Source organism: Microbacterium sp. NPDC059771, from assembly GCF_042732495.1.
Classification (GTDB): domain Bacteria; phylum Actinomycetota; class Actinomycetes; order Actinomycetales; family Microbacteriaceae; genus Microbacterium; species Microbacterium sufflavum.
The window spans coordinates 1-12,775 of the sequence record NZ_JBHWHK010000001.1 but is presented as its reverse complement, the minus strand read 5'-3'; the positions used below and the strand labels follow the sequence as shown (position 1 = coordinate 12,775).

Genomic DNA, 12,775 nt, shown 5'->3' with positions numbered 1-12,775 from the left:
GGAAACCCGGGGCGGGGCTCTTCGCCGTCAGTCCGACGGCCGGCTGCGGAGGCCGCCGAGGGCGTCGCGCTCCAGCTCCCGGCCGATCAGCGAGTGCCGGCGGGAGTAGGCGAAGTAGATCACCAGGCCCAGCGCGAGCCAGATCGCGAACCGCACCCAGGTCTCGGTGCTGAGGTTCAGCATCAGCCAGAAGCAGGCGATCGCGGAGATCCACGGGAGCCAGGGCGACAGCGGCACCGTGAACGGCCGCTCCAGGTCGGGGCGGCTCTTGCGCAGGATCGGCACCCCGATGCTCACGAGCACGAACGCCGAGAGGGTGCCGATGTTGATCATGTCGCCCAGCACCTGCACGTCGGTGAATCCGGCGATGATCGCGATCACCACCCCGACGATCAGCTGGATGCGGATGGGGGTGCCGCGCTTGGCGTCGGTCACGCTGAGCGAGCGGGGCAGCAGGCCGTCACGGCTCATCGCGAAGACCACGCGCGCCAGACCCATGAGCAGCACCATGACCACCGTGGTGAGCCCCACGAGGCTGCCGATCGCGATCACCTGCGCCGCCCACGTCGCCCCGACCAGCTCGAACGCACTGGACAGCGACGGCTCGTCGAGCTTGGCCAGCTCGGTGTACGACACCATCCCGGTGATGACGATTGCGACCAGCACGTAGAGCACGGTCACGATCACGAGCCCGAGGATGATGCCACGCGGCACGGTGCGCTTGGGGTCCTTCGTCTCCTCGGCGCTGGTGGCGACGACGTCGAACCCGATGAACGCGAAGAACACCAGGGCCGCGCCGCTGAGGATCCCGAACACGCCGTAGATCGACGGGTCGGCGCCGGTCATGAAGGAGAACAGCGACTGCGTCCAGGCGCTCTCCGAGGCGACGCCCTGCTGCGCCGGCGGCACGAACGGGGTGTAGTTGGCGCCGTTGATGAAGAACAGCCCCACGACGATGACGAACAGCACGATCGCGACCTTGATGACCGTGAACACGCTGTTGACGCGGCTGGACAGCCGCGTGCCGAGCGCGAGCAGCACGGTGAAGATCGCCACGATCACGACGGGACCCCAGTCGAAGCTGAGCGGGCCGAGCTGCAGCGTCATCGGGATCTGCAGGTCGAACAGCGACACGGCGTCGCCCAGGTAGACGCCCCAGTACTTGGCGATCACCGCGGAGGCCATCAGCATCTCGAGGATGAGATCCCAGCCGATGATCCAGGCCAGGAACTCGCCCAACGTCGAGTACGTGAACGTGTATGCGGACCCGGCCACCGGGATGGAGGAGGCGAACTCCGCGTAGCAGAGGATCGCGAGACCGCAGACGGCCGCCGCGATGATGAACGAGATGATGACGGCCGGGCCCGCGTGTCGCGCGGAGGCCTCGGCGCCGACGGAGAAGATGCCGGCGCCGACCGCGACCGCGACACCCATGACGGCGAGATCCCACACGCCGAGGGATCGCTTCAGCGATCTCTGCTCGTCGTGGGTCTCGGCGATCGACTGCTCGACGGACTTGACCCTGCGCTGGAATGCCATGCCGACGATTGTAGGTGCGGGGGGTCGTGCCGCACCCCTCACAAAAGGCCGCCCGATACGGCGAGGCCCGGCCCCGTGCGGGGACCGGGCCTTGTCGCGGCGGAGCGCCGGCGTGCGCGCGACTCAGGCGCTGAGGAGCACGGTCTCCGCGATCGGGCGACGCACGCGCGGGGCGACCTCGCGCTCCTGCAGCGGCTCCGGCAGCGCAGCGATGTCGCCCAGCTCGCCGAGCGCGATGACGGTGGTGGGGGTGAAGCGCGGCTCCAGGTCGGCGAACTCGCGCACGACCTCCGGGTCGAAGCCGCTCATCTGGTGCACGACGAGGCCGTCATGGTGCGCCTGCACGGAGAGGTGGGCCACGGCCTGGCCGAGGTCGTACAGGGCGTGGGTGAGCGGGGTGCCGTCGGCGGTCTCGGTCTCGGCGATCGCGACGATCAGCGCCGCGGCGTTGCCGGCCCACGCCTGGTTGAAGCCCATCAGCGCGTCGACGATCTGCGCGTGGAGGGCGGTGCCGCGACGGGCGACTAGGAAGCGCCAGGGCTGGGTGTTGTTGGCGGAGGGGCTCCAGCGGGCGGCCTCCAGGGCGGTGGCGAGCTTGTCCTCGTCGATCGCGTTCTGCGCGTCGTAGGCGCGGGGGCTCCAGCGGCCGGCGAGGACGTCGAGGACGGGGTGCTCGGTCGGGGCGGTGCGGTCGATGACGGGAGTGCTCACGGAAGTGCCTTTCGGACGGTGGGATGGATCGGACGCCGTCGTCCGGGCTACTCCCCACCCAACTCATACATGCGCATGCATATTCCCGCGCGTCAGCGGCGGATGCTCAGCGGCCGAGCGCCCACCGGGCCCGGCGCCGCACCACGCCCGCGAGTCGCCGCGCCCGCACGCCCATCGGCGCCTCCCGTGCGGCCGTCAGCAGCTTCGCGTCGTACGCGGCCCGGAGTTCGCGCGCCCACCGCCGGGTGATCGCCCGGTCGGAGAACTCGGCCGCCCTGGCCCGCGCCTTCCTCCGCATGCCCTCGACCCGCCCGGGCGGCATCGCGGCGAGCCCCGCGATCCGCCGGGCGAGCCCGTCCACGTCGCCCTCGGGGAGCAGGAAGCCGTTCACCCCGTCGCGGATCATGTCGGCCGGGCCGTAGCGGATGTCGTAGGCGAGCGGGATGCACCCGGCCGCCATGCTCTCCACGAGCACGAGGGGCAGCCCCTCCGACGTCGACGTGAGCAGGCTGAACCCGGCGGTCGCGAACTCCTCCCGTGCGTGCGGGTCGAAGCCGCGCAACCGGATCCACTCCTCGGCGCGGAGATCGCGGATGCGCGCCGCGAGCGTCGGCTCGTCCGGACCCTCGCCGATGACGTCGGCCTCGATCCGGGCGTCCGCCGCATGGGCCTTCGCGAGCGCCTCGATCGCGTGGCCCAGGCGCTTGCGCTTGTCCAGCGACGCGACCACCACGCCGCGCGTGGCCGGACGGGGTGCGGAGACCGCGGGCGGCAGCGTCACCTCGTTCGGGATCGTGCGCACGCGGGCCTGCACGCCCAGGGCCGCCAGGTCTTCCACGAGGTCGCTGCGCTGCCGCTCGGTCAGCACCACGATCTCGTCGAAGTCTCCCGCGCGCCGCAGGACGCCCTCCCGGGAGGCGCGGAGCGTCCGCGGGCGTCCGGCCACCCGGTGCGAGGCGTGCACGACGTGCAGGGTCGTCACGTGGTCACGGCGGTATCCCGCGACCGGTCGCGCGGCGGTCTTCGAGTCGACCAGCAGGAAGCTCGCGCGCCCCGCCGTCAGGCGGTCGAACCACCAGCGGTACAGCCCCCAGCTGGTGCGCCAGGAGCGCAGCGGGGTCCCGTCGACGCCGTAGACGACCACGCGCCGCTCCGCCCCCTCGCGCTCGGTCGCCAGGAGGGAGCCGTCGCGGCGGAACCGGTCGACCGACAGGTGTCCGTCCCCGTCTCGGCGTGCGCGGCTGAGCACCACGCCGTCGTGCTCGCGCACGGTGTCGTCGTCTTCCGGGGCCAGCAGCGGCGGCAGCGTCGGGATGACGCCCCGGGGTGCGGGCGGGGTGGCGCGCAGCTCGTCCCACAGGTTGCGGATGCGCAGCCCGTCGATCAGCTCGCCCTTCGCCCGCAGCCGCTCCGAGAGCTCGGGGTAGTCGGGGCCGTCGTCGAGCGTCAGCAGGTCGACGTCGACGCCCCCGATCCGGCGGAACGAGCGGGACCGGCGCAGCATCGCGCTCGTCATCCCCCCGTACTGCTCCGTGATGCCCCAGGTGAGGGCGAAGTGCCGGGCGGCCGGGAGGCGGGGAGGGAAGAGCGACATCTTGCCGAGGATAGCCCGGGGCTCTCCGGGGCGCGTCCTCCTCGCGGATGACCGGGCGGATCAGTCGAGGAGGTTGTGCGAGGCGGCGTCGGCGAGGGCGGCCCGCACGGCGCGGATCGACGGGGCGGCGGCCGACACCCGTCGCGCGGAGGAGAAGATCTCGCGGCGCGGGGAGCGCGGCAGCGGGGAGAGGTCGACGGTCGGGGTGTCGCCCGCCCACACCAGCTCGGGGAGCAGCCCGACGGCCAGCCCGGCGTGGATCAGGCGGATGTGCGCCGTGAGGTCGGCGAGCTCGAAGCGCACGTCCGGTTCGAACCCCGCGGTGCGGCACAGCTGCTCGGCCCAGGCGCGCGAGGCGGTGCCCGCCGGCTCCAGCACCCAGGGGGCCGTGCTGGTCGACCGGAGTGTCGTCGCGGGGTCGCCGTGCGCGGGGGAACCGGGGCGCCGGGCGAGCGCGATCGCGTCGTGCGCGAGCGCCACCCGGTCGAGATCGGCGTGGATCGGACGGCTGTGCCCCGGATACTGCTCGGCGAGGATGAGGTCGTCCTCCCGGCCGGAGACCGCGTCGAGGGCGGACTCCGGGTCGCGCTCGGTCACCTCGACCCGGAGGGCGGGGTGACGTTCCGCGAGCGCGGCGAGGGCGCGGGGCAGGAGCGAGTGGGCGGTGGACTGGAACACGGCCAGACGCACGGTCCCCGTCACCTCGGTGAGCGATTCCGCGACCGCGACCCTGGCGTGCTCGAGCTGGTCGAGGATGCCGATCGCCTCGGTCACCAGCACGGTGCCCTGCGGGGTGAGCTGCACGCCGCGCCCCACCCGGCGCAGCAGGGGGACGCCCACGTCGCGCTCGAGGGCCGCGAGCTGCTGCGACACCGAGGCCTTGCTGTAGGACAGTGCGTCGGCGACCGCGGAGAGCGTGCCACGACGCGACAGCTCCACGAGCATGCGCAGGCGGGTGATGTCGAGCACGGGGCCTCGCGTCCGTTAAGTCTGAGTGAACAGAATCCACTCGAATCGGTTGATAGACGGAGCCTACCGAGCGGCTGGACAATGATCCAGCCGCACACGTCACCCGGGTGTGCGCTGCCGAGGAAGGTAACCCCGCCCATGACCGTCATCGACGACACCACGCCCCGCACGGAAGAGGTCGCCGCACTCGTGCAGCGCTGGCTCGCCGAGAGCGAGACCCACCCCGTCGAGCCCGCCGCTCAGCGCCTCTCCGAGGTGCTCAAAGACCCGAACGGTCTCGACTTCACGGTCGGCTTCGTCGACGGCGTCATGCGTCCGGAAGACCTCCGCGTCGCCGGCCGCAAGCTCGCCGAGCTCAGCGACATCACCCCCACGCTGCTGCCCGGCTACCTGCGTGCCGCGATCAAGGCCGGCGGCTTCTGGGCGCCCAAGCTCCCCGGCGTCGTCGTCCCCATCTCGCGTCGCGTGCTGCGGGCGATGGTGGGCCACCTCGTGCTCGACGCCACCCCGTCGAAGCTCGGGCCCGCGATCGCGAAGCTGCGCAAGACCGGCAACCGCCTGAACCTCAACCTGCTCGGCGAGGCCGTGCTGGGCGAGCGCGAGGCCGGCCGCCGCCTGCAGGGCACGTACGACTTCCTCGCCCGCCCCGACGTCGACTACGTGTCGATCAAGGTGTCGAGCGTCGTCAGCCAGCTGTCGATGTGGTCGTTCGACGAGGCCGTCGCCGACGTGGTCGAGAAGCTCACGCCGCTCTACCGGCTCGCCGCGAAGGCGGAGGCTGCGGGCAAGGCCAAGTTCATCAACCTCGACATGGAGGAGTACCGCGACCTCGACCTGACGATCGCGGCCTTCACGAGCATCCTCGACCAGCCCGGGCTGGAGGACCTCGAGGCCGGCATCGTGCTGCAGGCCTACCTGCCCGACGCGCTCGGTGCCATGCAGCGCCTGCAGGAGTGGGCCACCGCCCGCCGGGCCAAGGGCGGGGCGCCCATCAAGGTCCGCGTCGTCAAGGGCGCCAACCTCGCGATGGAAGAGGTCGACGCGACCGTGCACGGGTGGCCGCTCGCGACCTACGGCACCAAGCAGGACTCCGACACGAACTACAAGCGGGTGCTCGACTGGGCCATGACCCCCGAGCGCCTCGACGCGGTGCGCATCGGCGTCGCCGGACACAACCTGTTCGACATCGCCTACACCTGGCTCCTCGCGAAGGCGCGCGGCGTGACCGACGCGGTCGAGTACGAGATGCTGCTGGGCATGGCGACCGGTCAGGCCGAGGCCGTGCGCAAGGACGTCGGCCGCCTGCTGCTCTACACGCCGGTCGTGAACCCCGCCGAGTTCGACGTCGCGATCGCCTACCTCGTGCGCCGCCTGGAGGAGAACGCGAGCCCGGAGAACTTCATGTCGGCCGTGTTCGAACTCGCGTCGAACCCGACCCTGCTCACGCGTGAGCGCGAGCGGTTCGAGCGCTCCCTCGCCGCCCTCGCCGCCGACGCCGGGCTGCCGGAGTCGCAGCGGGTTCCGGCACCGCACCGCACGCAGAACCGGGCGGACGAGCGCCCCGCCGGCGTGACCGAGGGCTTCGCGAACCAGCCGGACAGCGACCCCGCGCTCGCCGCGAACCGCGCCTGGGGTCGCGACATCCTGCGCCGCTCCGTCTCCACGACGCTGGGGCGTGACGCGATCGCCGCCGCCCGCATCGAGACCGAGGCCGAGCTCGACGCGGTCTTCACCGCCGCGACCGCCGCCGCCGAGCGGTGGGCGGCGCTGCCGGCCGCCGAGCGTGCCGCCGTGCTGCACCGCGCGGGCGACGAGCTCGCCGCGCGCCGGGGACAGCTCATCGAGATCATGGCCAACGAGGCGGGCAAGACCATCGCCGAGGCCGACCCCGAGGTGAGCGAGGCCATCGACTTCGCCCACTACTACGCCGAGCGCGCGAAGGACCTGGAGGCCGTGACGGGCGCGGAGTTCGTGCCGTCGAAGGTCACCGTGGTCACACCGCCCTGGAACTTCCCCGTCGCGATCCCCGCGGGCGGCGTGCTGGCCGGCCTCGCGTCGGGCTCCGGTGTGATCATCAAGCCCGCCAAGCTCACGCAGCGCTGCGGTGCCGTGATGGTGGAGGCGCTGTGGGCCGCTGGTGTGCCGCGCGACCTCCTCGCCCTCGTCGACCTGGCCTCGCGCGACCTCGGCACCCGCCTGGTCGCCAGCCCGCAGGTCGACCGGGTCATCCTCACCGGCGCCTACGAGACCGCGCAGCTGTTCCGCTCGTTCCGGGCCGACCTGCCGCTGCTCGCCGAGACCAGCGGCAAGAACGCGATCATCGTCACACCCTCCGCCGACCTCGACCTGGCCGCCGCCGACGTCGCCCGCAGCGCCTTCGGCCACGCGGGACAGAAGTGCTCCGCCGCCTCCCTCGCGATCCTCGTGGGCTCGGTCGCGGACTCGAAGCGGTTCGAGCGGCAGCTCGTCGACGCCGTGACCTCGATGCGCGTGGGGCTCCCCGACGACCCCGCCACGCAGATGGGCCCGATCATCGAACCCGCGAACGGCAAGCTGCTCACGGCGCTCACCACGCTCGACAAGGGCGAGCGCTGGCTGGTCGAGCCCTGCAAGCTCGACGACGAGGGGAAGCAGTGGACCCCCGGCGTGAAGACCGGTGTGCGCGAGGGCTCGTACTTCCACCTCACGGAGTTCTTCGGCCCCGTGCTCGGCATCATGCACGCGAAGGACCTCGACGAGGCCATCCGCCTGCAGAACGCCGTGGACTACGGCCTCACCGCCGGCCTGCACTCGCTCGACTCCGCCGAGGTCGCCACCTGGCTCGACCGGGTCGAGGCGGGCAACCTGTACGTGAACCGCGGCATCACCGGCGCGATCGTGCAGCGGCAGCCGTTCGGCGGGTGGAAGCGCTCGGCCGTGGGCGCCGGCGCCAAGGCGGGCGGCCCGAACTACCTGTTCGGCCTCGGCGAGTGGCGGGCGGCCGAACTGCCCGCCGCCGCGCCCGGTGCCGCCATGACCCCCGCGGTGTCGGGGCTGCTCGAGGCCGCCGCGCCCGAGCTCGACCCGGCCGCGATCGAGTGGCTGCACCGCGCGGCCGCCTCCGACGAGCGCGCCTGGGTGGACGAGTTCGGGGCGGTCAGCGACAAGTCCGGCCTCGGGGTCGAGCGCAACGTGTTCCGCTACCGCCCGGTCGCCGTCGACGTGCGCCTCGCGGAGGGCGCGACGCTCGTCGACGGTGTGCGTGTGCTCGCGGCCGCCCTGCGCAGCGGCAGCCCGTTCACCGTGTCGGCCGCGGCGCTGCCGTCGCGCGTGGCGAAGGCCCTCTCCGGCGCCGGGGTCGCCGTGAAGACGGAGTCCGACGCGGCCTGGACCAAGCGCTACGCGAAGGGCGCCCGGTCGTGGCAGCGCGTGCGGCTCGTGGGCGGCGACGCCACGGCGCTGTACCAGGCGCTCGAGGGCTCGCCCGATGTGGCCGTGTGGTCGCACGCGGTGACGGGTGCGGGTCGCGTGGAGATCCTGCCGTTCCTGCACGAGCAGGCCGTGTCGATCACCAACCACCGCTTCGGCAACCCGACCTCGCTGTCCGACGGCGTCATCTGACCCGCCGCCGCACACACGCCGAAGCCCCCTGCACCTCCGCGGTGCAGGGGGCTTCCTCGTGCGGGATCAGCCGCGCAGGGCCTCGGAGAGCTTGACGCGCGAGCCCATTCGCAGCAGCGAGTTCTCGTAGATCTTCGCGCCGATCACGATCGCGGCCACGCAGCTCGCGAGCAGGATCACGAGGCTCAGCAGCGGCTCCCACCACTGCGCCTCGCCGACGAACAGCCGCATGGGCATGCCGACCGGGGCGGAGAACGGCACGTACGACATGATCGTCAGCACCAGCGGGTTGTCGTTGAACACGATCACCAGGATGTACGGCGCCATGATCAGCATCGTGATCGGGGTGGTCGTGGAGCCGATGTCCTCCTGGCGCGACACCATCGAGGCCGCCGCGGCGAACATCGCCGCGAGCAGGATGAACCCGAACAGGAAGAACACCGCGAACCAGAGGATCGGGGCACCGAGCGTGGTCAGCACCTCGCGTTGACCCGTGACGATCAGGCCGATCGTCGCCACGGCCGCCAGCGCGAGGATCTGCCCCATCGCCAGCACCGTGTTGCCGACCACCTTGCCGGCCAGCAGGGTGCGCGCGGGGATGGCCGACAGCAGCACCTCCACCACGCGGGTCTGCTTCTCCTCGACGACGCTCTGCGCGATCGTGCCGCCGAACGTCGCCGCGGCCATCATGAACACCAGGCCGAACGCGATCGCGATGAAGTACCGCAGCAGCGGGTTGGTGGTGACCGGTTCCAGGATCACGACCTCGGGCGACAGCGACAGTGCCGACACCAGCGAGCCGGGAGCATCCTGCAGGGCGACGATCGAGTAACCCGTGTGACCCTCGGTGCCGCTCGCCGGGAGCACGGCCGCGTCGACCTTCTCCGCGCGGACCAGTTCCTCCGCCTCGGCCTCGTCGGCGACCGTGGTGACCTCGACGTTCGGGATCGCCGAGACGACCGAGGCGGTGTCGGCCGTCGCCGCGACCGGCATGGTTTCGGTGTTCTTGCTCGCGAAACCGCCGAACAGGACACCCGCGAGGGCGAGCACGAGCAGGATCCCGGTGGAGATCAGGAACGCCTTGCTGCGCAGCTTCGAGCCGATCTCACGCTCCGCGACGAGCCAGATGCCGCTGGGCGTGCGCGTGGGGGAGGGGGTGGGGGCGCTCACTGGATGACCTCCTTGAAGATCTGGGCGAGGGACGGGTGCTTGGGGGCGAAGCTCGCGACGTCGCCCCGGGCGACCGCCGACTGCAGCACGCGCTGCGCCGTCTCCGGACCGTCGGCGTCGAACAGGGCGTAGCCGCCCTCGAAGTCGATCACGGTGACACCCGGCTCGGTGCGCAGCCAGCCCGCGTCACCCGCCGACACCAGCTCGTAGCGGTCGCGGGCGTGCTCGGCGCGCAGGGCGTCACGCGACCCCGCGGCGCGGATCGTGCCACCGGCGAGGATCACGAGGTCGTCGCACAGGCGTTCCACCACGTCGAGCTGATGGGAGGAGAACAGGATCGAGGCGCCCTTCGCGGCGCTCGACTGCAGCACACCGGCGACCACGTCGACCGCGAGCGGGTCGAGCCCGGAGAACGGCTCGTCGAGGATCAGCACCTCGGGGTCGTGCACGAGGGAGGCGGCGATCTGCGCGCGCTGCTGGTTGCCGAGCGACAGCGACTCGATCGTGTCGTTCAGCCGCTCCCCGAGCCCGAGCTCCGTGAGCAGCGCGGTCGCGCGCGCGGTGGCATCCTGCTTGGCGAAGCCGTGCAGTCGCGCGAGATACACGATCTGCTCCAGCACCTTCATCTTCGGGTACAGGCCGCGCTCCTCGGGCATGTAGCCGAAGCGGCGGCGGTCCGCGGTGGTGAGCGGGGCGCCATCGAGGTCGACGCGGCCGCCGTCCGACGACAGCAGTCCGAGGACGATCCGCATGGTGGTGGTCTTGCCGGCGCCGTTGCCGCCGACGAAGCCCGTCAGGCGCCCGGGGGCGACCGTGAAGGAGACGTCGTCGAGCACGCGCCGAGAGCCGTAGCTCTTGGTGATGCCGGAGAGTTCGAGCAGTCCTGTCATGCCCCTCACGCTACGGAGCCCCGTGTTCCAGGGCATCCCCCGTGCGGCGGACCTTCCCTCCTCAGCCGTGGGGCGGAGGGGATCAGCGGTGGAAGGCGTGCAGCACGGTGCGCACCAGGAGGCCGGCGACCAGTGCCCAGAACGCGGCGCTCACACCCAGCACCGCGATGCCCGACGCGGCGACGAGGAACGTGACGACGGCGGGCAGGCGCTCGCCGGGGTCGCCGATCGCCTGCTGCACGGCCGAGCCGAACGCGGCGAACAGCGCCAGCCCGGCCACGGCGGGGATCACGGCCTGGGGGGCCAGCACCACGAGCGTCGCGAAGGCCGCCGAGAACCCGCCGAGCACCAGGTACGACACCCCGGTCGACACCCCGGCGACCCAGCGGCGCCGCGCATCGGGATCGGCATCGGGGGAGGCCGCGAGGGCCGCGCTGATCGCGGCGAGGTTGATCGCGTGTCCGCCCGCGGTGGCGCCGAGCGCCGTGCCGAGCCCGGTCACGAGCATCGCGGGACGCCACGGCACCTCGTACCCGAAGCTGCGCATGATCGCGATGCCCGGCACGTTCTGCGAGGCCATGGTCACGATGAACAGCGGCAGCGCGACGCCCACGAGCGCCCCGACCGTGAACACCGGAGCGGTCAGCTCCACCCGGGGCAGCAGCACCGCGGGGTCGACCGCGTCGCCCTCCGCCACCAGGGTCACCGCGACCACCGCGGCCGCGGCGAGGAACGCGAACGGCACCGCCCAGCGCGGCGCGAGGCGCGCGAACACCAGCCACGTGAGCACGACCGGGACCACGCCCCACGGGTTCGCGACGACGCCCGTGATCGGTGCGAGGCACAGCGGCAGCAGCACCCCGGCGAGCATGGCCTGCGCGATCGACGGAGGGATGCGGGCGATCAGGGCGCCGAGCGCGGGCCACAGCGCCGTGAGCAGGATCAGGGCCGCGGTGACCAGGAACGCCCCGACGGCCGCCGGCCATCCGCCCTCGATCGCCCCGGTGGAGGCCAGCAGCGCGGCGCCGGGGGTCGACCACGCGACCGTGATCGGCATCCGGTAGCGCCACGCCAGCACCACGCACGCGATGCCCATGGTCACCGTCACCGCCAGCAGCCCGCTGGCCGCCTGCGCCGCGGTCGCGCCCATCGCGTCGAGTCCCGCGAGCACCACGGCGAACGAACTCGTGAAACCGACCAGTGCCGTGACCACCCCGGCCAGGATCGGGCGCGACAGGGGAGCGGTTTCCGGCATGGCTCAGAGGCTATCGCGGAGCCCGGTCCCCGGCCGCGTCAGGCGAGCCCGAGCCGGTGCGCGAGCACCACGGCCTGCACCCGGTCGCGCGCGCCGAGCTTCTGCAGGATGCGCGACACGTGCGTCTTCACGGTCGCCTCGCCGATGTACAGCGCCCGCGCGATCTCGCCGTTGCTGCGGGCATCCGCGAGCAGCGCGAGCCCCTCGGCCTCCCGCTCGGTGAGCGGCTCGGCGAGCGCGGGGTTCGTGCGTGCGGAGCTCGGCACCGGCGCGGGCGACGCGGGGGCCGGCGCGGGCACCGCGGAGAACCGGGCGAGCACGCGCCGCGTCACCTCGGGCGCCAGCATGCCGTCACCCGCGGCGAGGGCGCGGACCGCGGCGATCAGGTCCTCCGCCCCGGCGTTCTTCAGCAGGAAGCCGCTGGCCCCGGCATCCAGCGCGCGGTACAGGTAGTCGTCGCGGTCGAACGTCGTGATGATCGCGATGGCCGCGCGGACCGCCGGATCCGCGACGATCCGCTCGGTGGCCTCGATGCCGTCCATGTCGGGCATCTGCACGTCCATCGTGATGACGTCGGGGAGCAGGGCGGACGCCTGGGCCACGGCCTCCGCTCCGGTCGAGGCCTCGCCCACCACCGTGATGTCGGGCTGTGTCTCCAGGATCGTGCGGAACCCGGTGCGCAGCAGCGCATGGTCGTCCACGAGCAGCACGCGGATGGCGCCGGCGCTCATCGGCTCGCTCCCGCCGCGACCGGGGCGAGGGGCACCCGGGCCCGCACGCGCAGCCCGCCGGACGGCCGCGGCGCCACCTCCAGCGTGCCCCCCGAGGCCGTCGCGCGCTCCCGCATCCCGAGCTGCCCGAGGCCCGGTCGCAACTGGGCGATCGCGCGGCCGGTGTTCACGACCTCCACCTCGACGCCGTCGTCGTCGTAGCGCACCCGCACATCGGCCGTGGCTCCCGGTCCTGCGTGACGGCGGGCGTTCGTGAGCGACTCCTGGGCGATGCGGTAGAGGTTCACGGCGACCACCGAGGGCACCGCGGTCGGAG

Annotated in this window: 10 protein-coding genes; 1 reads left to right on the top strand and 9 read right to left on the bottom strand. The window is 72.5% G+C overall.

Going from position 1 to position 12,775, the window contains the following annotated elements:
• Positions 1-27: 27 nt before the first annotated feature.
• The 4 genes from ACFV3I_RS00050 to ACFV3I_RS00035 form a co-directional block, all read right to left on the bottom strand.
• On the bottom strand, positions 28-1,539 hold the full coding sequence (locus ACFV3I_RS00050; RefSeq protein WP_136045401.1) for an APC family permease: 1,512 nt from the start codon (positions 1,537-1,539) through the stop codon (positions 28-30).
• A 123-nt stretch (positions 1,540-1,662) separates the two neighbouring features.
• Positions 1,663-2,250, bottom strand: coding sequence for a nitroreductase family protein (locus tag ACFV3I_RS00045; protein ID WP_136035155.1), 588 nt, complete (start codon positions 2,248-2,250; stop codon positions 1,663-1,665).
• Between the two features lie 106 nt (positions 2,251-2,356).
• The gene (locus ACFV3I_RS00040; protein ID WP_378802922.1) at positions 2,357-3,844 is read right to left on the bottom strand and encodes a glycosyltransferase; all 1,488 of its coding nucleotides are present in this window, start codon (positions 3,842-3,844) and stop codon (positions 2,357-2,359) included.
• Between the two features lie 60 nt (positions 3,845-3,904).
• Positions 3,905-4,813 carry a LysR family transcriptional regulator gene (locus tag ACFV3I_RS00035; protein ID WP_136035157.1) on the bottom strand — a complete coding sequence of 303 codons (909 nt, stop codon included), beginning with the start codon at positions 4,811-4,813 and terminating at the stop codon, positions 3,905-3,907.
• Positions 4,814-4,951: 138 nt separating this feature from the next.
• On the opposite strand from ACFV3I_RS00035, the gene ACFV3I_RS00030 reads away from it, so the two are divergent.
• Positions 4,952-8,413, top strand: coding sequence for a proline dehydrogenase family protein (locus tag ACFV3I_RS00030; RefSeq protein ID WP_378802921.1), 3,462 nt, complete (start codon positions 4,952-4,954; stop codon positions 8,411-8,413).
• A gap of 66 nt (positions 8,414-8,479) precedes the next feature.
• Here ACFV3I_RS00030 and ACFV3I_RS00025 read toward each other — a convergent pair whose 3' ends face one another.
• The 5 genes from ACFV3I_RS00025 to ACFV3I_RS00005 form a co-directional block, all read right to left on the bottom strand.
• A complete protein-coding gene (locus ACFV3I_RS00025; protein ID WP_247982337.1) occupies positions 8,480-9,583 on the bottom strand; it encodes an ABC transporter permease in 1,104 nt (367 codons plus the stop codon).
• On the bottom strand, positions 9,580-10,464 hold the full coding sequence (locus ACFV3I_RS00020) for an ABC transporter ATP-binding protein (protein WP_136028486.1): 885 nt from the start codon (positions 10,462-10,464) through the stop codon (positions 9,580-9,582). Before ACFV3I_RS00020 ends, ACFV3I_RS00025 begins: the two co-directional genes overlap by 4 nt.
• Before the next feature lie 91 nt (positions 10,465-10,555).
• Positions 10,556-11,728, bottom strand: coding sequence for a benzoate/H(+) symporter BenE family transporter (locus tag ACFV3I_RS00015; protein WP_378822114.1), 1,173 nt, complete (start codon positions 11,726-11,728; stop codon positions 10,556-10,558).
• 38 nt (positions 11,729-11,766) lie between these two features.
• Positions 11,767-12,459 carry a response regulator gene (locus ACFV3I_RS00010; protein WP_378822113.1) on the bottom strand — a complete coding sequence of 231 codons (693 nt, stop codon included), beginning with the start codon at positions 12,457-12,459 and terminating at the stop codon, positions 11,767-11,769.
• The coding region (locus ACFV3I_RS00005) for an ATP-binding protein (RefSeq protein WP_378822112.1) at positions 12,456-12,775 on the bottom strand (320 nt) is incomplete at its 5' end. The genes ACFV3I_RS00005 and ACFV3I_RS00010, both read right to left, overlap by 4 nt.